The sequence below is a fragment of the Streptomyces sp. NPDC107765 genome (genome assembly GCF_055657085.1).
In genome coordinates this window covers 217,686-237,400 of the sequence record NZ_JBVKBL010000011.1, presented here as the reverse complement: position 1 = coordinate 237,400, position 19,715 = coordinate 217,686, and the positions used below count along the sequence as shown (strand labels likewise).

Genomic DNA, 19,715 nt, shown 5'->3' with positions numbered 1-19,715 from the left:
GGGGCGGTCGAACGGATCCCGTAGGGGACGCGAAGCCCCCCTGCGGGGCCACAACGAGGCGGCGGCGAGGGATATTCCTGTCGAGGGACGTTCCCCGGCGCGGGATGTGCAGGAGGTTCCCAGCGCAGGATGTTCCCCGGCGCAGGAGATTCCCGGCGCAGGAGATTCCCGGCGCAGGAGGTTCCTCAGCGCAGGAGGTTCCCGGCGCGGCGTAGTGACGCCGCGCCGGGCCCGCCCCCGAAGTCTCGGCGCGGCGGCGGTTCCCCGTCGCTTCGGGCCGTGGCCTCGCGAAGGGACGGGGACAGGGGGTGAACCGCCGCCGCGCCGGTCGGGGAGCGGTGCCGCGCCGACTCGGCACCGCTCCCCCGTCTCAGGGCCGCCAGGGCATCCCGGGTGGGCCGTCCGGGTCGCCGCGCCCGCGCAGTGCCGCGTCGATGACCAGGATGATCTCGTCGTCGGGGGTGTCCGCCCCTACGGTCAGCAGCACCCCGCGCGCGTCGTAGTAGCGCAGTACGCGGGAGGTCTCTTCCGTACCGCTCGATCCCGCGCCGGGCAGCAGCACCACCAGGTCGACGAAGGCCAGTACGGGCAGCAGACCGCCGGCCCCGGCCACCCGGTCGAGCAGTTGCGGCGGACTGTCGATCACATAGCCGTCATCGGGCAGAAACTGACGCTTTATCAGCAGGTCGACCGCTTGCAGCAGGGGGATCGCATAGTGGCCGGCCAGCCGGGCGGCTCGTGCTCTTCGTACCCCCTCACCCGCTCCGATCACCACGACGCGCGGAGCAGCGGCCACCGTGGAGCCCCCTCCCCCGCACCGTACCGACGTCGCACAGCGGCCGATGGACTTCCCGGCGACAACCGGCAGGTTCTCCGACGGGTGACCGGCGAATCCGCGGTGGCGAGATGCCATCGGCCGCTCGGGCCAGAGTCCCGTTTACCCGTCATAGGCCACAACGGTTGCAGTGCGTTGCACTCCCCGGAGCCGATGTGGGCAATGGCGCCTCCATGGCGGGCCGATGACGGCACCATGGGCGCACGGACCGGGGGGACTTCCCGGGGCGGGCCGACCGTGAACCCGTGAGCCCGGCATGATCGGGGGGGCGCCCCCCAGGGGACAGTGCACAACGGAGAGCAGCGTGAGCGACAGCACGATCGACAGCGCCATCTGGTCGGCCCACGAAGTCCGCGCCACCGCCCGCCGGCTCGCCACCGCCCGCGAGGCCGCGCTCGCCGGCGGGGCACCCGGCGACCCGGCCGACTCCCCCCGTGCGGTGATCGGCGCATCGTGGCGCCGGGCGCTGGACTCCGGTGTCGATCCGGACGCCGATCCCGCTCAACGCCCGCTCTCCGTCGCGGAGTTGGAGCACCGCCGGCAGCAGTCGCAGCTGGCGGCGGTGCTGCCGGTGCTCAACGAGGGGCTGCTGGCGGCCGCCGACGCGGCGCAGCAGATCATGGTCGTCACCGACGCCGAGGGCCGCGTGCTGTGGCGGGAGGGCAGCGCGCCGGTACGGCGGATGGCCGACCGGCTGGGCTTCGACAAGGGCGCCGACTGGACGGAGCAGGTCGTCGGCACCAACGCCATCGGCACCGCCCTGGTGGCCCGCCGCCCGGTGCTGGTGCACTCCGCCGAGCACTTCGTGCGCAGCCACCACCAGTGGACCTGTGCCGCGGCGCCGCTGCATGATCCGCGGGACGGGCGGCTGCTGGGGACCGTGGACGTCAGCGGACCGGCGCAGTCCTTCCACCCCACCACGCTCTCGCTGGTGTCCGCGGTCGCCCGGCTCGCCGAGGGTGAGCTGCGCAGCCGTCACCACCGGTCCTTGGAGCGGCTGCGGTCGAGCGCGGCGCCGGTGCTGGCGCGGCTCGGCGGGCAGGCGCTGGTGGTCGATCCGAACGGCTGGGTGGTGGGCGTCACGGGGCTGACGCCGCCGGACCGGGTGGCGCTGCCGAAGGCGCCCGCGGCCGGGCCGCTGTGGTTGCCGCGCTACGGCATGTGCGCCCTGGAACCGCTTCCGGGCGGCTGGCTGATCCGGGTCGGGCGGGCGGAGCGGGAGCCGGTGCCGAACCGGGTCGTCCTGGACGTCAGCCGGCGGGACGGCTCGACGGTCACGGTCAGCGGGCCGGCCGGCAGCTGGTCGCACGAGCTGTCGCCGCGCCATGCCGAGCTGCTCTTCGTGCTGGCCGCGCAGCCGCAGGGGCGGACCGCGGCCGAACTCGCCCAGGACCTCTTCGGGGACGCCGGGCGTACGGTGACGGTGCGCGCCGAGCTGTCCCGGCTGCGCCGCCACCTGGGGAGCGTGCTGGCGCACCGGCCGTACCGCTTCGCCGACGGGGTGGAGGTGGAGCTGCGGCTCCCGGCCCGGCCCGGGCGGCTGCTGCCGCACTCGCTGGCGCCGGCGGTGGCGGCGGCGCGGCGGGGGCGGCACACGTCCTGAGCCGGCGGTGCGGCGGGACGCAGCGGGGGAGGAGTGCGCCGCGGAGGAATGCGGAACGGCGAGTTCGTTGCCGTGGGACGGCGAACCCGCGCCGGAAAAGGCGTGGCGAAAACCGCGCCGGAAATTCGGATGCGGCCCCGCCCTCGCCCGTCCTAAGGTGAGCGCACTCTGACGTGAGCTCTCCAGAAGGACGTCGCAGAACGGGAGCAGCCGGCGCGGCAAGCACGCGCGGCCGAATGAGTGGGCGACAACGACGATCCGTGATCGTGCCTGCCCGGACGACGCGTGCGCCGGTGGCGTGCGCGCCGGCCGGCGGGTGCCCCTTCCTTCTGGAGGACTTCCATGTCCGTAGGACTCGGCCTTCCCATCGGTGACCCCGCGCAGCTGCTGAGCTGGGCCCGGCGCGCCGAAGCCACCCCGTTCAGCACCGTCGCCCTGCTCGACCGGCTGGTGTTCACCAACCCCGAACCGCTGATCACGCTGGCCACCCTGGCCGGCGCCACCTCCCGGATCCGGCTGCAGACCGAGGTGCTGCTCGCCCCGCTGCACCGCACCGCGCTGCTCGCCAAGCAGGCCGCCACGCTCGATCTGCTCTCCGGTTCCCGCTTCACCCTCGGCATCGGTATCGGCGGCCGGGACGACGACTATCAGGCCGCCGGTGTCGACCTCCGCAGCCGCGGCCGGCGGCTGGACGCGCAGATGGCGACGCTGCGGCGCCTGTGGGCCGGTGAGCCGCTCTCCGCGGACGTCGGCCCGGTCGGGCCGGCGCCGGCCCGGGCCGGTGGGCCCGAGGTGCTTTTCGGCGGGTTCGTGCCGGCCGTGAGGGAACGGGTGGCCCGCTGGGGCGACGGCTTCCTCGGGGCCGCGCTGCCGCCGCAGCACATGGACGGCCTGTTCCGGAACGTGGAGGCGGCCTGGTCGCGGGCCGGACGCGACGGCCGACCGCGGCTGGTGGCGCAGGTCAACGCGGCCCTCGGCCCCGAGGAGACGCTCGACCGCGCCCGCCGCGAGCTGCATGCGTACTACAGCCCCAGCGGCCATGTGGACCATGTCGTGAAGGGGCTGCTCACCACCCCGGCGGCGATCCGCGCCGCGGTGGCCGCCTTCCGGGCGATCGGCGCGGACGAGGTGATGCTCTACTGCTGGTCGCCCGACGCCGACCAGGTCGAGCGCCTCGCCGACGCGGTGTTCGGCCCGGCGTGACCGGGCCAGGGCCGGGACGCGGCGTGACCGCGGCCGACCCGGCGCTCGTGTGACCGAGCCCGGAGCCGGCACCCGTTCGGCCCTTCGGTGTCGCCGCCGGGGTGGGCACGGCCTAGCGTGCCGACCGGGCCATGAAGGTGGTGGCCGCGGCGTGCGGGAGGTGAGCGATGAGCCCGACGGATCCGCCCGAGGCGGCGCCGGCGGAGGCCGCCGCGGTCGCGCGCCGGCCGCGGTGGGGTGCGCTCGCGCTGGCCGGTCTGGTGGGGTTCGGGATGCTGCGGCAGGGGCTGTCGGACGATCCGGACGGGCCGCCGCAGCCGGGCGCCGCCACCTCGGTGGTGCCCGGTGGCGCGGCCGGCCCCGCGGCCGCGCCACTGCCCCGTTCGGCCCCGGCCGAGGTCGACATCCCGTCGCTCGCGGTGTCCGCGCCGGTGCTGCCGCTGGGCCTGGACAAGGACGGCTGGATCGAGGCCCCGCCGGACGGGAACCCCAACCTGGCGGGCTGGTACGCGGACGCGCCCTCCCCGGGGGAGCGGGGCACCGCCGTCCTCGTCGGGCACGTCGACACCCACAGTGGGCCCGCGGTCTTCTACGGGCTGGGTCGTCTCGCGAAGGGCAGCACGATCCGGGTGATCCGTGCGGACGGGCGGACCGCGGTCTTCGAGGTCTACGGCGTCCAGGTCTTCGACCAGCGCGACTTCCCCGCCCGTAAGGTCTACGGCAGCACCGGGCGCCCCGAGCTGCGCGTGCTGACCTGCGGGGGTCCGTATGCGGCGGGGTCCGGGTACACGGGCAATGTGGTGGTCTTCGCCAGGATGACCGGGAGCGCCTGAGGACGTACGGGGTGCGAGGCGCCGGTGGTCGACCGCAGGACCGGGAATGCGGGAATGCCCCACGATGCGAACCGTCATCTCACCATCCGGGACGCGGGACCCGGCCCTCCCTCTCTGCCCCGCCCGGCACCCCTCCTCGATGTGATGTATTGGCCGCATGAGCATCTCGGTCACCACCTGGTACCTCGAACAGACCTCGCGTGCCGACCTGTCCCGCGGGCAGGAACCGCCGGCCGAGCAGGGTGTCCGGATCGCCCGGGCCGAGGTGCCTTCGCCGGAATTCAGCCGCTTCCTCTATACGGCGGTGGGCGGGGACGTCACCTGGACCGACCGGCTGCCGTGGTCGTACGCGCAGTGGGCGGAGTACCTGGGGCGGCCGGGGGTCGAGACCTGGGTGGCGTACGAGCGCGGCACCCCCGCCGGGTTCGTCGAGCTGGCCGCCACGCCGGACGGTTCGGTGGAGATCGTCTACTTCGGCCTGATACCGGCCTTCCGGGGCCGCCGGATCGGCGGCCACCTGCTGACGTACGGCATCGAGCGGGCCTGGGACCTGGCCGAACGGTGGCCGGGCCGGCCGTCGACGCAGCGGGTCTGGGTGCACACCTGCAGCAAGGACGGTGAGCACGCGATGGCCAACTACGAACGCCGCGGCTTTCGGGTGTACGACACCACGGTGACCGAAGAGCCCGACGTGCCGGCGCCGGGCCCCTGGCCGGGCGCCGGGCCGCTCGTCCTCCCGCCGCAGTCGACCGCCAGGAAGTGACCGACGTCACCCTGTCTCACCAAACGGGACAGGGTTGTCCACATCATGGATAGCGGTGGACTGGCCGGAGAGCGGCGTGCCACGCTTCCGTCATGTCCAGAGCTGGAATTGCCTTGGTGAGTCGGCGGCACGTCGACCTCGGCCGCATGTCCAGCGCCATTTGTCGGGCGGGCTGAGGCTGTTTCCAGCCAGGACCGATGGCCCTGGACAGCACCCGGCACCACCGATCACCCGCCGTCCCCATCGTCGCGGACGCGCCGGAACCCCCTTTGACCCGCAGCTGTCGCCGACGCGTTGCCCACGCGCCGCGCTTCGGTGTGCCTGCGCAGGTCGGCACGGGTCTCCGGCGCCGGTCCCGATCCCCCCGCCCGCCCAGAAGGACGTACACCCATGGCCGCCTCCCCCGACCGTCCCGCAGCCGCTTCGACCCGCCGCAAGGCCGGACGCCACCGCGGCGAGGGCCAGTGGGCCGTAGGTCATTTCACGCCGCTCAACGGAAACGAGCAGTTCAAGAAGGACGACGACGGTCTCAATGTGCGGACACGCATTGAGACGATCTACTCCAAGGCCGGTTTCGACTCGATCGACCCCAACGACCTGCGCGGGCGCATGCGTTGGTGGGGCCTCTACACCCAGCGCAAGCCCGGGATCGACGGCGGCAAGACCGCGATCCTGGAGCCGGAGGAGCTGGACGACAAGTACTTCATGCTGCGGGTCCGGATCGACGGCGGCCGGCTGACGGTGGCCCAGCTCCGGGCCATCGGCGAGGTCTCCGAGCAGTACGCCCGCGGCACCGCGGACATCACCGACCGGCAGAACATCCAGCTGCACTGGATCCGGATCGAGGACGTCCCGGCGATCTGGGAGAAGCTGGAGGGCGTCGGGCTGTCCACGACCGAGGCCTGCGGCGACTGCCCGCGTGTGATCATCGGCTCCCCGGTGGCCGGTATCGCCGAGGACGAGATCATCGACGGCACCCCGGCCGTGGAGGAGATCCACGAGCGCTACATCGGCAGCAAGGAGTTCTCCAACCTGCCGCGCAAGTTCAAGACCGCGATCTCCGGCTCCCCGGTCCAGGACGTGGTCCACGAGATCAACGACGTGGCGTTCGTCGGCGTCGTCCACCCCGAGCACGGCCCCGGCTTCGACCTCTGGGTCGGCGGCGGGCTGTCCACCAACCCCAAGCTCGCCCAGCGGCTGGGCACCTGGGTCCCGCTGGACGAGGTCGCGGACGTCTGGGCCGGCGTCGTCGGGATCTTCCGCGACTACGGTTACCGCCGGCTGCGCAACCGCGCCCGGCTGAAGTTCCTGGTGGCCGACTGGGGCATCGAGAAGTTCCGCCAGGTGCTGGAGGACGAGTACCTGAACCGGAAGCTGATCGACGGTCCGGCGCCCGAGGAGCCGGTCCAGAAGTGGCGCGACCACGTCGGTGTGCACCGGCAGCAGGACGGCCGCTACTACGTGGGCTTCGCCCCGCGCGTCGGCCGGGTCGACGGCACCACCCTCACCAAGATCGCCGAACTCGCCGCCGCGCACGGCTCGGACCGCCTGCGCACCACCGTCGAGCAGAAGCTGATCATCCTCGATGTCGCCCAGGACCAGGTCGACGCGCTGGTCGCGGGCCTGGAGGCGCTGGACTTCCAGATCACGCCCTCGCCGTTCCGCCGCGGCACGATGGCCTGCACCGGCATCGAGTTCTGCAAGCTGGCGATCGTGGAGACCAAGGGCCGCGGCGCGTCCCTGATCGACGAACTGGAGCGCCGCCTCCCGGACTTCGACGAGCCGCTGACCATCAACCTCAACGGCTGCCCCAACGCCTGCGCCCGCATCCAGACCGCGGACATCGGTCTCAAGGGCCAGCTGGTCCTGGACGACGACGGCAACCAGGTCGAGGGCTACCAGGTGCACCTGGGCGGCGCGCTGGGCCTGGAGGCCGGCTTCGGCCGCAAGGTCCGCGGCCTGAAGGTCACCGCCGACGAACTCCCCGACTATGTCGAGCGGGTGCTGCGCAACTTCCAGGAGCAGCGCGAGGACGGCGAGCGCTTCGCCACCTGGGCCGCCCGGGCGGAAGAGGGTGCGCTGAAGTGAGCGAACACCTCATGGCCGAGCGGGAGGCGCAGTGAGCGAGCGAGCTGCCCCCTTCTACTGCCCGTACTGCGGGGACGAGGACCTGCGCCCCTCCGAGGAAGGCCACGGAGCGTGGGAATGCCGGTCCTGCAGCCGCGCGTTCCGGCTGACGTTCCTGGGCCTGCTGGCTCCCGGGACGTCCGCCAACTCCCCTGCCCCTGACGGAGGTACGTCGTGACCACCGCTACCGATCTCCAGCAGCTCGCCGAGCAGGCGGGCCGCGACCTGGAGGACGCGTCCGCCCTGGAGATCCTCACCTGGGCCGCCGAGACCTTCGGTCCGCGCTTCTGCGTCACCTCCTCGATGGAGGACGCGGTCGTCGCGCACCTGGCCTCGCGGGCCTTCCCGGGCGTGGACGTGGTCTTCCTGGACACCGGCTACCACTTCCCCGAGACGATCGGGACCCGCGACGCGGTCGCCGAGGTGATGGACGTCAACCTCATCACCCTGACGCCCCGTCAGACGGTGGCCGAGCAGGACGCCGAGTACGGGCCGAAGCTGCACGACCGCGACCCGGACCTGTGCTGCGCCCTGCGCAAGGTCAAGCCGCTCGAAGAGGGCCTGACCGGGTACGACGCCTGGGCGACCGGGCTGCGCCGGGACGAGTCGCCGACCCGGGCGAACACCCCCGTCGTCGGCTGGGACGCCAAGCGGCAGAAGGTGAAGGTCTCGCCCATCGCCCGCTGGACGCAGGCCGACGTGGACGCGTACGTGGCCGAGCACGGTGTGCTCACCAACCCGCTGCTGATGGACGGCTACGCCTCCGTCGGCTGCGCGCCCTGCACCCGGCGGGTGCGGGAGGGCGAGGACGCCAGGGCCGGCCGCTGGGCCGGGAGCAACAAGACCGAGTGCGGGCTGCACGGATGACGAGTCAGCAGGAGATATCCATGACGGGCGCCACGATCTGGCTGACCGGTCTGCCGAGCGCGGGCAAGACGACCATCGCGCACGAGCTGGCCGGCACGCTGCGCGGCGAGGGCCACCGCGTCGAGGTGCTCGACGGCGACGAGATCCGCGAGTTCCTCTCCGCGGGCCTCGGCTTCACCCGCGAGGACCGGCACACCAACGTCCAGCGGATCGGCTTCGTCGCCGAACTGCTGGCCAGCAACGGCGTCAAGGCACTGGTGCCGGTGATCGCGCCGTACGCGGACAGCCGCGAGGCGGTGCGCAAGCGCCACCAGACCGAGGGCACCGCGTATCTGGAGGTGCACGTGGCGACGCCGGTCGAGGTGTGCTCCGAGCGCGATGTGAAGGGCCTGTACGCCAAGCAGGCGGCCGGCGAGATCTCCGGGCTGACCGGCGTGGACGATCCGTACGAGGCTCCCGAAGCGCCCGATCTGCGCATCGAGTCGCACACCCAGACCGTGCAGGAGTCCGCCGCGGCGCTGTACGAGCTGCTCACCGAAAGGGGCCTGGCGTGACCACGGCTGCTTCCATCACCGAGACCGGCCCGGGGCACGAGGGCGACTCCCCGTACGCGCTGTCGCACCTGGACGCGCTGGAGTCCGAGGCGGTGCACATCTTCCGTGAGGTGGCGGGCGAGTTCGAGCGGCCGGTGATCCTGTTCTCCGGCGGCAAGGACTCCATCGTCATGCTGCACCTGGCGCTGAAGGCGTTCGCGCCGGCCGCGGTGCCGTTCTCGCTGCTGCACGTCGACACCGGGCACAACTTCCCCGAGGTCCTCGACTACCGCGACCGCACGGTCGAGCAGCACGGGCTGCGGCTGCACGTCGCCTCGGTGCAGGACTTCATCGACCGCGGTGAGCTGCGCGAACGTCCCGACGGCACGCGCAACCCGCTGCAGACCGTGCCGCTGCTGGACGCCATCGAGAAGAACCGCTTCGACGCGGTCTTCGGCGGCGGCCGCCGGGACGAGGAGAAGGCGCGCGCCAAGGAGCGGGTGTTCTCGCTGCGCGACGAGTTCGGCGGCTGGGACCCGCGCCGGCAGCGCCCGGAACTGTGGCAGCTGTACAACGGCCGGCACTCGCCCGGTGAGCACGTCCGGGTCTTCCCGCTGTCCAACTGGACCGAACTGGACGTCTGGCAGTACATCGCCCGGGAGAAGATCGAGCTGCCCGCCATCTACTACGCCCACGAGCGCGAGGTCTTCGCCCGCAGCGGCATGTGGCTGGCGCCGGGCGAGTGGGGCGGCCCGAAGGAGGGCGAGACGGTCGAGACCCGTCTGGTGCGCTACCGCACCGTCGGCGACATGTCCTGCACCGGTGCCGTCGATTCGGACGCCGACACCATCGACAAGGTGATCGCCGAGATCGCCGCGTCCCGGCTGACCGAGCGGGGCGCGACGAGGGCCGACGACAAGATGTCCGAGGCCGCCATGGAGGACCGCAAGCGCGAGGGGTACTTCTAACCATGAGCACCACCCATGCCGCCCAGGCCGTCGTGGACGCCGGCGCCACCTCGCTGCTGCGCTTCGCCACCGCCGGTTCCGTCGACGACGGCAAGTCCACCCTGGTGGGCCGGCTGCTGCACGACTCCAAGTCGGTGCTGACCGACCAGCTGGAGGCCGTCGAGCGGGCCTCGCTGGGCCGCGGGCAGGAGACGCCGGACCTGGCGCTGCTGACCGACGGGCTGCGCGCCGAGCGCGAGCAGGGCATCACCATCGACGTCGCCTACCGCTACTTCGCCACGCCGCGCCGCCGGTTCGTCCTGGCAGACACCCCGGGCCACGTGCAGTACACCCGCAACATGGTCACCGGCGCCTCGACCGCCGAGCTGGCCGTGGTGCTGGTCGACGCCCGCAACGGCGTGGTCGAGCAGACCCGCCGGCACGCCGCGGTCGCCGCCCTGCTGCGCGTCCCGCACGTCGTGCTGGCCGTCAACAAGATGGACCTGGTCGGGTACGAGGAGTCCGTCTTCGCCGCGATCGCCGAGGAGTTCACGACCTACGCGGGCTCGCTGGGCGTCCCGGAGATCACCGCGATCCCGATCTCCGCGCTGGCCGGTGACAACGTCGTGTCCCCGTCGGCCCATATGGACTGGTACGGCGGCCCGACGGTGCTGGAGCACCTGGAGACCGTTCCGGTGGTCGCCGATCCGTCGGACGACCCGGCGCGTTTCCCGGTGCAGTACGTGATCCGGCCGCAGACCGCCGAGCACCCCGACTACCGCGGTTACGCGGGCCAGATCGCCGCCGGTGTGCTGCGCGTCGGCGATGCGGTGACGGTGCTGCCCTCGGGCCGTACGAGCACCATCGAGGGGATCGACGCGCTCGGCCAGGCCGTGGACGTCGCCTGGGCGCCGCAGTCGGTGACCGTCCGGCTCGCCGACGACATCGACGTCTCGCGCGGTGATCTGATCGCCCCGACGGCGGCGGCGCCGGCCGGCACGCAGGACGTCGAGGCGACCGTGTGCCATGTGGCGGACCGTCCGCTGACCGTCGGACAGCGGGTGCTGCTCAAGCACACCACCCGCACCGTCAAGGCGATCGTCAAGGACATCCCGTCCCGGCTGACGCTGGACGACCTCTCGCAGCACCCGGCGCCCGGTGAGCTGGCCGCCAACGACATCGGCCGGGTGGTGGTCCGGACGGCCGAGCCGCTGGCCCTGGACGCGTACGCGGACTCCCGGCGCACCGGCTCGTTCCTGCTGATCGACCCGGCGGACGGCACGACGCTGACCGCCGGGATGGCGGGCACCGCGTTCGCGGAGGCGGCCGCCGAGGCGGCGCCGGCTGAGGAAACGGACGACGACGGATGGGACTTCTGAGCATGCTGAACGACGTGTTCTCGACCTTCGCCAAGGAGGGCGGCCGCATCGGCAGCGGCGCCATGGGAAGCGGACAGGGCGGAGTCGGCCGATGTGTGTGCTGACGATGCCCGACTCCGTACCCCCCACGCCCCCTTTCCGAAGATCCATCGCACCGCCGGGCGCGCCCTAGAGGGCGCGTAGTCTCCCGGCCCTCCGAGAGGAACCACCTCCGTGTCTGCCGTTCGACACCGCCTGCTGGCGGCCGCCGTCTCCGTCCCCGTGCTGATCGGCGCGCTGGGCGCCTGCGGCTACGGTTCCGAGGCCAAGAAGGACACCTCCGACCAGGTCGCCCCCAAGGGACCCAAGACCGACGGGCTCGATCAGATCAAGCTCGGCTTCTTCGGCAACACCACCCACGCCACCCCGCTGATCGGCCTCCAGAGCGGCCGGTTCCAGAAGGAGCTGGGCGGCACCGAGGTGAAGACCTCCCTCTTCAACGCGGGCCCCGCCGAGATCGAGGCGCTCAACTCGGGCGCGATCGACATCGGCTGGATCGGCCCCTCCCCCGCCATCAACGGCTACGCCAAGTCGCACGGCAAGAGCCTGAAGATCATCTCCGGTTCGGCGTCCGGCGGTGTCTCGCTCGTCGTCAACCCCAAGAAGGTCAAGGGGCTGAACGACCTCAAGGGCAAGACGATCGCCACCCCGCAGCTGGGCAACACCCAGGACGTGGCGCTGCTCAACTTCCTTTCGGACAAGGGCTACAAGGTCGACGCCACCACGGGCAAGGGCGATGTCACCGTCCAGCGCACCGACAACAAGGTGACGCCGACCGCCTTCGAGCAGGGTTCGATCGACGGTGCCTGGGTGCCCGAGCCCACCGCCTCGAAGCTCGTCGCGGCGGGCGGCAAGGCCATCCTGGACGAGAAGAAGCTGTGGAAGGACGGCAAGTTCGTCATCACGAACATGATCGTCTCGCAGAAGTTCCTCAAGGAGCACCCGAAGGCCGTCGAGGCGGTGCTGCGCGCCTCGGTGAAGACCAACGCCTGGATCCGGTCGCACCCGGACGAGGCGAAGAAGGCGCTCAACGCCAAGCTCGCCGAGCCGGACGTGGCCGGTAAGGCGCTGCCGGCCGACGTCCTCGACCCGGCCTTCAAGAACATCGACATCACCGACGACCCGCTGGCCGCCACCCTCCAGGAGGAGGCCGACCACGCCGTCAAGGCGGGCCTGCTGAAGAAGCCGGACCTGACGGGCATCTACGACCTCACGCTGCTGAACAAGGTCCTCAAGTCCGAGGGCAAGCAGCCGGTCGACGACGCCGGTCTCGGCACCAAGTAAGCCCGTAGCTCCGCACTCCCCCAGGAGGTGACACCGATGACGACCAGCACGCTCGCCAAGCACCAGCCCGCCACGGCGGACACGAGCACCACCGTGCCGTACGCGGCTCGCATCGATCACGTTTCGAAGTCGTTCGGCCGCCCGGGCGCGCAGCAGCACGTGCTGGACGACATCGACATCGAGGTGGCACCCGGCGAGTTCGTCTGCCTCCTGGGGGCGTCCGGCTGCGGCAAGTCCACCCTGCTCAACCTCGTGGCCGGTCTGGACGCGCCGTCCGCCGGCAGCATCGAGACGCCGGGCGGCCGGCCGGCCCTGATGTTCCAGGAACACGCGCTGTTCCCGTGGCTGACCGCGGGCCGCAACATCGAACTGGCGCTGCGGCTGCGCGGGGTGCCGCGGGCCGAGCGCCGGGACGAGGCCGAGCGGCTGCTCGAACTCGTCCGCCTCAAGGGCGCCTACGGCAAGCGGGTGCACGAGCTGTCCGGCGGCATGCGCCAGCGGGTGGCGATGGCCCGGGCGCTCGCCCAGGACAGTCAACTGCTGCTGATGGACGAGCCGTTCGCGGCGCTGGACGCGATCACCCGGGACGTGCTGCACGACGAGCTGACCCGCATCTGGCAGGAGACGCAGCTGTCGGTCCTGTTCGTCACGCACAACGTCCGCGAGGCGGTGCGGCTGGCCGAGCGGGTGGTCCTGTTGTCCTCCCGTCCGGGCCGGGTGGCCCGCGAGTGGCAGGTGGACATCCCGCAGCCGCGGCGCATCGAGGACGCCGCGGTCGCCGACCTGTCCATCGAGATCACCGAACAGCTGCGTGGGGAGATCCGCCGCCATGGCCAGCACTGAGACCCGGGCCGGGTCCACGAGCACCCGGACCGACGACGACCCGGCCGCCTCCGGCACCCCGGCGAAGGGCGGTGCCGCCGCGGACCTCGCCGGCCTGGAGGCCGGGCTCGACGCCCTGGAATCCCAGGTCGTGCACCGGCAGCCCTGGCTGCGGACCGCCGTGTCGAAGGCGGTCCCGCCGATCGTCGCGGTCGTCGTCGTGCTGGCGCTGTGGCAGGTCGCCTACCACTTCCAGCTCAAGCCGCACTACCTGCTGCCCAGTCCCGTCGACGTCGCCCACTCGCTCCAGCAGAAGTGGCTGGAGGGCACGCTGCTGGGCTTCGTGTGGACCAGTGTCTCGCGCGGTGCGCTGGGCTTCGTGGCCTCGGTCGCCATCGGTACGGTGCTCGGGCTGATCGTCGCCCGGGTCAAGGTCGTACGGGCCGCGATCGGGCCGATCCTGAGCGGTCTGCAGTCGCTGCCGTCGGTGGCCTGGGTGCCGGCCGCGATCATCTGGTTCGGGCTGAGCGACGCCACGATCTACGCGGTGGTGCTGCTCGGCGCCGTCCCGTCCATCGCCAACGGCCTGGTGTCCGGCGTCGACCAGATCTCGCCGCTCTACCTGCGCGCGGGCCGCACCATCGGCGCGACGGGGCTGGCCGGGGTGCGGCATGTGCTGCTGCCGGCCGCGCTGCCGGGCTACCTGGCGGGCCTGAAGCAGGGCTGGGCGTTCTCCTGGCGTTCCCTGATGGCCGCCGAGCTGATCGTCAACGCGCCCGATCTGGGCACCGGTCTGGGCCAGTTGCTGGAGCAGGGCCGGGAGCTGCAGGACATGTCCTGGGTGCTCGCGGCGATCTTCCTCATCCTCGTCGTCGGCATCGGCATCGAGCTGCTGATCTTCGCGCCGATCGAGCGGCGGGTGCTGCGCAGCCGCGGTCTCCTGGTCAAGAACTGATCCCATGAGCGCACGTCCCACTCTCCTCGTCATCGCCCACGGCAGCCGCGACCCGCGGCACGCGGCGACCGTCGCCGCGCTCTGCGCGCGCGTCCGGTCGCTGCGGCCCGGGCTGCGTGTCGAGGTCGGCCATCTGGACTTCAACGCACCCCGGGTCCCCCGGGTGCTGGAGCGGCTGGCGGCAGAGGGAGAGGCCGAGGGATGGCGCGACGGGGGTCCCCGCGGACGGGGTCCGGGGGAGCCTTCGTCCCGGGGTGGTGGCGGGCGACGGGTGGGCGTGGTGGCGCTGCCGCTGCTGCTGACCCGGGCGTTCCACGCGAAGTCCGACATCCCGGCGGTGCTGCGCGAGGCGGCCGCCCGGCTGCCGCGGCTGGCCATCCGTCAGGCCGAGGTGCTCGGCCCGTCCACCCTCCTGACCGCCGCGCTGGAGCGCCGGCTGGCGGAGGCCGGGCTGCGACCCGGGGACCGTCGCTCGACCGGGGTCGTGCTGGCCTCGGCGGGCTCCTCAGACCCGGAGGCGATCGCAGTGATCGCTGAAATCGCGCGGGAGTGGCGGCGCACCGCTGGTTGGTGTGCCGTGCGACCTGCGTTCGCCTCCGCATCTCTGCCCCGTACGGCCGACGCCGTACGGGCCCTGCGGGCCGAGGGCGTGGCGCGGGTGGCCGTCGCCCCCTACGTCATCGCCCCCGGCTTCCTCCCGGACCGGATCGCGTCCGGCGCCCGGGAGGCCCGGGCGGACGTCCTCGCGCCGGTCCTCGGCGACGCCCCCGAGCTGGCCCGGCTGCTGCTGCGGCGCTACGACCAGTCGCTGGCGGCCCGGGCCCGCGGCGACCTGCCGTCCCTGATCGCCTGACAGCCACGCGTCGTGGAGCGGGGTGGAGATGTCGGGAATACCCTCCCCCGCCCGCCGAGTTGAGGTCTGCAAGGGGCGTCCGCATCCCCTACGGGATCTGTTCGACCCTCCCCTAGGGGTACCCAAGCCCCCCGCGGGCCACCGGTCCGGCACCCGGGCTCAGGCGGCCGTCCGTACCCAGGCCGTCGTCCACGGCGGCAGCCGGTCGCCGCTCAACGGCGCGGAGAACAGCAGCAGTTCGCCTTCGGGCAGCGGTCGGGCGGTGTCCGAGAGGTTGGTCAGGCACTCCCAGCCGCCGGAGCGGCGGAAGTGCAGCAGTCCGCCGGCCACCGCTTCGGGGCCACCGATCCACTCCAGTGCCTCGTCGGCGAGCAGCCCGCGGCGGATGCGCAGCGCGGTGCGGTAGAGCTCCAGGGGCGCGGCCGGATCGCCCTGCTGGGCCTCGGCGGACAGCTCGCCCCAGCCCGGCGGCTGCGGCAGCCAGGACCCGCCGCTGCCGAACCCGTACGAACTTCCGTCGCGCCGCCAGGGCAGCGGCACCCGGCAGCCGTCCCTGCCCTTCGACCGGCCGCGGCTGCGCGTCCACACCGGGTCCTGCAGGGCCTCGCGGGGCAGATCGGCGACCTCGGGCAGGCCCAGTTCCTCGCCCTGGTAGACGTAGCCGGCGCCGGGCAGTGCCAGCATCAGCAGGGTCGCGGCGAGCGCCCGGCGCAGGCCCCACTCCCGGTCCACGACCGGGAGTTGCCCGTCGGAGAGCAGCCATGCCTCCTCGTCGCAGCCGTCCGGCAGGCCGTGCCGGGAGGCGTGCCGAATCACGTCGTGGTTGGAGAGCACCCAGGTCGCGGTCGCGCCGGCCGCCCGGGCGTCGGCGAGTGCGGTGTCGATGGAGGACCGGAGCTCCCCGGCGTGCAGCGACGCCCTGAGGAAGTCGAAGTTGAACGCCTGGCCCAGCTCCTGCGGGGTGGCGTAGGCGGTGCGCCGGGAGTTGCGCACCCAGGCCTCGGCGACCGCGATCCGCGGGGGGTCGTACTCGTTGAAGACCGTGCGCCAGTCGCGGAAGATCTCGTGCACCTCGTCGCGGTCCCAGAAGGGGTGGCTGCCGTCCTCGGGCAGGTCGTCCGGTTGGTAGCTCTCGACGGTGCCGATGTCGCGGAGCGGCGCCGCCAGGTCCTTGGCGAGGCCGTGCGCGACGTCGACCCGGAAGCCGTCCACGCCGCGGTCCGACCAGAAGCGCAGGGTCTTCCGGAATTCCGCGCGGACCTCGGGGTTGTCCCAGTTGAAGTCGGGCTGCTGCGGGGCGAAGAGGTGGAGGTACCACCAGCCGTCGGGCAGCCGGGTCCAGGCGAGGCCGCCGAAGCAGGAGACCCAGTCGGTGGGCGGCTCCTCGCCGTGTGCGCCCTTGCCCTCGCGGAAGACGTAGCGCTCCCGCGCGGCGGACCCCGGGCCGGCCCGCAACGCCTCCTGGAACCAGATGTGCTGGTCGGAGGAGTGGTTGGGCACGATGTCGACCATCACCTTGAGGCCGAGGCGGTGCGCCTCGGTGACCATCGCGTCGAAGTCGTCGAGGGTGCCCAGCCGCGGGTCGACGTCGCGGTAGTCGGCGACGTCATAGCCGCCGTCGGCCAGTTCGGAGGGGTAGAAGGGGCTCAGCCAGACGGCGTCCACTCCGAGGTCGGCGAGGTGGCCGAGCCGGGAGGTCACACCGGGGAGGTCGCCGATGCCGTCACCGTCGGAGTCGGCGAAGCTGCGCGGGTACACCTGGTAGACGACGGCCTGCCGCCACCAGTCGCGGCTGCTGCGGCCGGTCGTTCCGGGGTCCGGGCCGAGGTGCTGTGCGGTCACGTGGCTGCCTTTCGGTAGCGGGTGTGTCACCGGATGGGTCGACGGGCAGGGAGGAGCGGCGCCCCTGGTGGGGGATCCCTTGACCGCCCTACCGCCCCCACCGCCGCTGAGGTCATGCCCGGGACGGTCGAGCGGCGGAAGTTCATGACCAGGACGCCGATGGGCGGGGTGGCCGCCACGGCCCCCGCGCACAGCGTCCCGTAGGGGACGGTGCACTGGCTGCGGAAAAGCACGATTCCGACCGGAACCGTGCGGTGCCCGTCCTCACTGTTGAACGTCAGCGCCGGCAGGAACTCCGACCAGGGCGCGGTGAAGGTGAAGATCCCGCCCGGAGTGCTCCTCACGTCTTGGTTGCCTGCATGCTGTGTGACAGCGCTTGCAGGCTAGGAGTGTGCTTGCGGTCAGGTCAACGGGCGGTGGGACAGAGATTCCTCAAGCGATCTCGCTGCCAGCGCTGTCATCGCCCGTCTGTGCTAGCGTCCCGGCATGTCCTCAGCTCGCAGCGAGGCCACGATGGCCGATGTGGCCCATCGGGCGGGGGTTTCGGTGTCGACCGTCTCGCGCACCCTGCGCGGCCTGCCGACGGTGTCGGAGACCACCCGGGCCCGGGTGGAGGCGGCCGCCCGCGAGCTCTCCTTCGCCATCACCCGCAGCGCCTCCAGCCTCGTCACCGGCCGCACCGGCCGGGTCGCCGTCCTGATGCCCCACCTGGAGTCGTGGTTCCTGAGCGCCACGCTGTCCGGCATGGCCCCCGCCCTGCGCGACGCCGGTCTCGACCTGTTGGTCTACAGCGTGACCGACGTCCAGGAACGCGCCGATTTCTTCGACCGGTTGCCCGCCCGCCGCAACGCCGACGCCCTCCTCGTGGTGAGCTTCGCGCTCTCCCCCGCCGAACGCGCCCGCCTCGACGACCTGGGCATGCCGCTGGTCTTCGTCAGCCAGCACGCCCCCGGCCGGCCCAGCGTCTACGTGGACGACGAGGAGGCCGCCCTGCGCGGCACCCGCCATCTGCTCAACCTCGGGCACCGGCGGATCGCCTTCCTCCAGACCGCCGACGAGACGGGCTTCGCCTGGAGCAGCAAGAACCGGCTCGCCGGCCATCTGCGCGCCCTCACCGAGGCGGGCATCGAGCACGACGACGACCTCGTCATGAGCGTGCCCGATTGGAAGGGCAGTGGTATGGCCGCCGCGGTGGGCCGGCTGCTGAGCCTGCAGTCCCCGCCGACCGCGCTCTTCACCGAGACCGACGACCTGGCGTTCCGCCTTCTGGCCGCCCTCCGCGAGGCCAACATCCCGGTCCCCGGCCGGATTTCCGTCATGGGCTTCGACGACCACGTCATGTCCGCCCTCATGGGCCTGACCACCCTCGCCCAGTCCGCCGCCGAGCTGGGCCGCACCGCCGTCCGCCTCACCCGCTCGGTCATCGACGACACCGACGGCGACGCCGAACGCCACATCGTCCTGCCCACCCACCTCGTCCCCCGCCGCACCACGGCGCCACCGCCGGCGGCGGGAGCGTAGAAGGCAACGAGTGTGAAGCGGGCCGAGGCGCTGGCGCAGATGCCCGATGCCGCCGACTTTCTCCTTTACGCCGCCCCGGCAGGAGCCGTTCGTACCGTCTGTCCCGTCGGGGTGTCGGCTCGGCCCTTTTCGTAGACCGTGAGGCCGCGGGCCAGGTGGAGGGGGACCAGGACGAGCTCGACGAGGAGGGCCTTCCAGGCGTAGACGAGGTTGACGGTCTTGGTGGCGTAGACGCAGGGGAGGTTCAACAGGACGCCCCCGAGCGGGAGTTTGCGGCGGTGGGCGGCGTAGATCAGGGGTGGCGCGGTCAGGAGCAGCTCGGCTCCGACCCACCAGGCGAAGGTGACGGCGAGCGGCCGGCCGGTGGTCGCCGCGGTCACGAAGGGGGTCGCCCACCAGAACGGTGCGGTGACGATCTCCAGGAGCGCGAGGAGCACCCAGAGGGCCAGCAGGGGTTTGTGGCGGATCAGACTCCCCAGGTGGAGGCGGACGTTCTGACAGAAGCCCGCCATCCAGCGCCAGACCTGTTTGCGGAGATAGGTGAGGTCCTCCGGGTCGGCGGCGAGGGCGACGGCGTCGGAGACATAGACCGCGCGTCTGCCGGCGATCTGCTGGGACCAGGTGTAGTCCATGTCCTCGACGATGGTGCGTTCGGGGAAGCCGCCGAAGGTCATGAGGTCGTCGCGGCGGAAGACCGAGCAGCAACCGGAGCAGACCATGGGGCTGTTGGCGCGGGCCTGGATGGGGCGGTGCCAGTGGAAGCCGAAGAGGTATTCCGTGGACCGTCCGCGTTCCCAGAGTGTGCGGGTGTGGCGGGTGCGGACCGTACCGGCCGCGACCGAGACGGTGGGGTCGTCGAAGGCGGGCAGAACGGTTTCGAGGTAGTCCGGTGCGAGGACGGTGTCCGCGTCGACGGCCAGGACGAGGTCGGTGGTGCAGTGCGGAAGGGCGTAGTTCTGGGCTTTGGCCTTGCTGCCGAGGTTGCGCGGCGGGCGTAAGACCGTGACGCCGTGTGATGCCGCCACCTCGCCCGTGCGGTCCGTGGAGGCGTCGTCCACCACCAGGATGCGGTCGGGCGGGACCGTTTGCCGGGCGAGTGACTCCAGTGTGGCCGGTAGGCCCTCCTCCTCGTTATGAGCAGGAACGATGGCGGTGATGGTGCGCATGACGGGCTCCCCCCTTGGTGCGGATCGCGGTGATGACGACACCGGCCAGACCGATGACGCCGTAGACGATGGTGCTGATGCCGATGAACGGCAGTCCTCCGTGCATGTCACCGACGGTAGTCGGAGGGAGCGATTCTTGGTTC

Annotated in this window: 21 protein-coding genes; 16 read left to right on the top strand and 5 right to left on the bottom strand. The window is 72.2% G+C overall.

Features of this window, described 5'->3' with window-relative positions; all coding sequences use genetic code 11:
* Positions 1-370 precede the first annotated feature (370 nt).
* Positions 371-796: a hypothetical protein gene (locus ACZ7MX_RS26070; RefSeq protein ID WP_472135655.1), complete on the bottom strand. Its 426-nt coding sequence runs from the start codon at positions 794-796 to the stop codon at positions 371-373.
* A gap of 343 nt (positions 797-1,139) precedes the next feature.
* On the opposite strand from ACZ7MX_RS26070, the gene ACZ7MX_RS26065 reads away from it, so the two are divergent.
* From ACZ7MX_RS26065 to ACZ7MX_RS25995, 15 genes are all read left to right on the top strand, one after another.
* A complete protein-coding gene (locus tag ACZ7MX_RS26065) occupies positions 1,140-2,438 on the top strand; it encodes a helix-turn-helix domain-containing protein (RefSeq protein WP_472135654.1) in 1,299 nt (432 codons plus the stop codon).
* Positions 2,439-2,780: 342 nt separating this feature from the next.
* Positions 2,781-3,641: an LLM class flavin-dependent oxidoreductase gene (locus ACZ7MX_RS26060; RefSeq protein WP_472135653.1), complete on the top strand. Its 861-nt coding sequence runs from the start codon at positions 2,781-2,783 to the stop codon at positions 3,639-3,641.
* A 167-nt stretch (positions 3,642-3,808) separates the two neighbouring features.
* A complete protein-coding gene (locus tag ACZ7MX_RS26055; RefSeq protein WP_472135652.1) occupies positions 3,809-4,474 on the top strand; it encodes a class F sortase in 666 nt (221 codons plus the stop codon).
* 157 nt (positions 4,475-4,631) lie between these two features.
* Positions 4,632-5,237: a GNAT family N-acetyltransferase gene (locus tag ACZ7MX_RS26050; protein WP_472135651.1), complete on the top strand. Its 606-nt coding sequence runs from the start codon at positions 4,632-4,634 to the stop codon at positions 5,235-5,237.
* Positions 5,238-5,329: 92 nt separating this feature from the next.
* Positions 5,330-5,413: a putative leader peptide gene (locus tag ACZ7MX_RS26045; protein WP_350257049.1), complete on the top strand. Its 84-nt coding sequence runs from the start codon at positions 5,330-5,332 to the stop codon at positions 5,411-5,413.
* A 214-nt stretch (positions 5,414-5,627) separates the two neighbouring features.
* On the top strand, positions 5,628-7,325 hold the full coding sequence (locus ACZ7MX_RS26040; RefSeq protein ID WP_472135650.1) for a nitrite/sulfite reductase: 1,698 nt from the start codon (positions 5,628-5,630) through the stop codon (positions 7,323-7,325).
* Between the two features lie 31 nt (positions 7,326-7,356).
* Complete coding sequence (locus tag ACZ7MX_RS26035; RefSeq protein ID WP_472135649.1) at positions 7,357-7,542, top strand: eL43 family ribosomal protein; 186 nt, start codon at positions 7,357-7,359, stop codon at positions 7,540-7,542.
* Complete coding sequence (locus tag ACZ7MX_RS26030; RefSeq protein WP_472135648.1) at positions 7,539-8,231, top strand: phosphoadenylyl-sulfate reductase; 693 nt, start codon at positions 7,539-7,541, stop codon at positions 8,229-8,231. The genes ACZ7MX_RS26035 and ACZ7MX_RS26030 overlap by 4 nt, the downstream gene beginning before the upstream one ends.
* 20 nt (positions 8,232-8,251) lie before the next feature.
* Entirely contained in the window at positions 8,252-8,785 is a 534-nt protein-coding gene (gene cysC, locus ACZ7MX_RS26025; protein ID WP_472135647.1) for an adenylyl-sulfate kinase, read from the top strand.
* Positions 8,782-9,732, top strand: a complete 951-nt coding sequence (gene cysD, locus ACZ7MX_RS26020) for a sulfate adenylyltransferase subunit CysD (RefSeq protein WP_472135646.1) — start codon at positions 8,782-8,784, stop codon at positions 9,730-9,732. Before cysC ends, cysD begins: the two co-directional genes overlap by 4 nt.
* A 2-nt stretch (positions 9,733-9,734) precedes the next feature.
* Positions 9,735-11,090 (top strand): sulfate adenylyltransferase subunit 1, encoded by a 1,356-nt coding sequence (locus ACZ7MX_RS26015; RefSeq protein ID WP_472135645.1) that lies wholly within the window; start codon positions 9,735-9,737, stop codon positions 11,088-11,090.
* 213 nt (positions 11,091-11,303) lie between these two features.
* On the top strand, positions 11,304-12,413 hold the full coding sequence (locus tag ACZ7MX_RS26010; protein WP_472135644.1) for an aliphatic sulfonate ABC transporter substrate-binding protein: 1,110 nt from the start codon (positions 11,304-11,306) through the stop codon (positions 12,411-12,413).
* Positions 12,414-12,449: 36 nt separating this feature from the next.
* Entirely contained in the window at positions 12,450-13,256 is an 807-nt protein-coding gene (locus ACZ7MX_RS26005) for an ABC transporter ATP-binding protein (protein ID WP_472135643.1), read from the top strand.
* A complete protein-coding gene (locus ACZ7MX_RS26000) occupies positions 13,243-14,190 on the top strand; it encodes an ABC transporter permease (protein WP_472135642.1) in 948 nt (315 codons plus the stop codon). Before ACZ7MX_RS26005 ends, ACZ7MX_RS26000 begins: the two co-directional genes overlap by 14 nt.
* Positions 14,191-14,194: 4 nt before the next feature.
* Positions 14,195-15,043 carry a sirohydrochlorin chelatase gene (locus tag ACZ7MX_RS25995; RefSeq protein WP_472135641.1) on the top strand — a complete coding sequence of 283 codons (849 nt, stop codon included), beginning with the start codon at positions 14,195-14,197 and terminating at the stop codon, positions 15,041-15,043.
* Between the two features lie 159 nt (positions 15,044-15,202).
* On the opposite strand, the gene ACZ7MX_RS25990 is transcribed toward ACZ7MX_RS25995, so the two are convergent.
* Together ACZ7MX_RS25990 and ACZ7MX_RS25985 are read right to left on the bottom strand one after the other, a co-directional pair.
* Positions 15,203-16,885: a glycoside hydrolase family 13 protein gene (locus tag ACZ7MX_RS25990; RefSeq protein WP_472135640.1), complete on the bottom strand. Its 1,683-nt coding sequence runs from the start codon at positions 16,883-16,885 to the stop codon at positions 15,203-15,205.
* Positions 16,886-16,911: 26 nt separating this feature from the next.
* The gene (locus ACZ7MX_RS25985; RefSeq protein WP_472135639.1) at positions 16,912-17,229 is read right to left on the bottom strand and encodes a hypothetical protein; all 318 of its coding nucleotides are present in this window, start codon (positions 17,227-17,229) and stop codon (positions 16,912-16,914) included.
* 142 nt (positions 17,230-17,371) lie between these two features.
* Here ACZ7MX_RS25985 and ACZ7MX_RS25980 point away from each other — a divergent pair, with 142 nt between their 5' ends.
* Positions 17,372-18,406, top strand: coding sequence for a LacI family DNA-binding transcriptional regulator (locus tag ACZ7MX_RS25980; RefSeq protein WP_472135638.1), 1,035 nt, complete (start codon positions 17,372-17,374; stop codon positions 18,404-18,406).
* Between the two features lie 65 nt (positions 18,407-18,471).
* Here ACZ7MX_RS25980 and ACZ7MX_RS25975 read toward each other — a convergent pair whose 3' ends face one another.
* Positions 18,472-19,572, bottom strand: coding sequence for a glycosyltransferase family 2 protein (locus ACZ7MX_RS25975; protein WP_472135637.1), 1,101 nt, complete (start codon positions 19,570-19,572; stop codon positions 18,472-18,474).
* A complete protein-coding gene (locus ACZ7MX_RS25970; RefSeq protein ID WP_472135636.1) occupies positions 19,538-19,678 on the bottom strand; it encodes a hypothetical protein in 141 nt (46 codons plus the stop codon). Before ACZ7MX_RS25970 ends, ACZ7MX_RS25975 begins: the two co-directional genes overlap by 35 nt.
* Positions 19,679-19,715 lie beyond the last annotated feature (37 nt).

Excerpts from the sequence above, each read along its gene's own strand:
- ACZ7MX_RS25975 (WP_472135637.1), bottom strand. The coding sequence starts at position 19,572 with ATGCGCACCATCACCGCCATCGTTCCTGCTCATAACGAGGAGGAGGGC.
- ACZ7MX_RS26060 (WP_472135653.1), top strand. The coding sequence starts at position 2,781 with ATGTCCGTAGGACTCGGCCTTCCCATCGGTGACCCCGCGCAGCTGCTG.
- ACZ7MX_RS26045 (WP_350257049.1), top strand. The coding sequence starts at position 5,330 with ATGTCCAGAGCTGGAATTGCCTTGGTGAGTCGGCGGCACGTCGACCTC.
- ACZ7MX_RS26015 (WP_472135645.1), top strand. The coding sequence starts at position 9,735 with ATGAGCACCACCCATGCCGCCCAGGCCGTCGTGGACGCCGGCGCCACC.
- ACZ7MX_RS26040 (WP_472135650.1), top strand. The coding sequence starts at position 5,628 with ATGGCCGCCTCCCCCGACCGTCCCGCAGCCGCTTCGACCCGCCGCAAG.
- ACZ7MX_RS26005 (WP_472135643.1), top strand. The coding sequence starts at position 12,450 with ATGACGACCAGCACGCTCGCCAAGCACCAGCCCGCCACGGCGGACACG.
- ACZ7MX_RS26055 (WP_472135652.1), top strand. The coding sequence starts at position 3,809 with ATGAGCCCGACGGATCCGCCCGAGGCGGCGCCGGCGGAGGCCGCCGCG.
- cysC (WP_472135647.1), top strand. The coding sequence starts at position 8,252 with ATGACGGGCGCCACGATCTGGCTGACCGGTCTGCCGAGCGCGGGCAAG.
- ACZ7MX_RS26050 (WP_472135651.1), top strand. The coding sequence starts at position 4,632 with ATGAGCATCTCGGTCACCACCTGGTACCTCGAACAGACCTCGCGTGCC.
- ACZ7MX_RS26000 (WP_472135642.1), top strand. The coding sequence starts at position 13,243 with ATGGCCAGCACTGAGACCCGGGCCGGGTCCACGAGCACCCGGACCGAC.
- ACZ7MX_RS25970 (WP_472135636.1), bottom strand. The coding sequence starts at position 19,678 with ATGCACGGAGGACTGCCGTTCATCGGCATCAGCACCATCGTCTACGGC.
- ACZ7MX_RS25980 (WP_472135638.1), top strand. The coding sequence starts at position 17,372 with ATGTCCTCAGCTCGCAGCGAGGCCACGATGGCCGATGTGGCCCATCGG.
- ACZ7MX_RS25995 (WP_472135641.1), top strand. The coding sequence starts at position 14,195 with ATGAGCGCACGTCCCACTCTCCTCGTCATCGCCCACGGCAGCCGCGAC.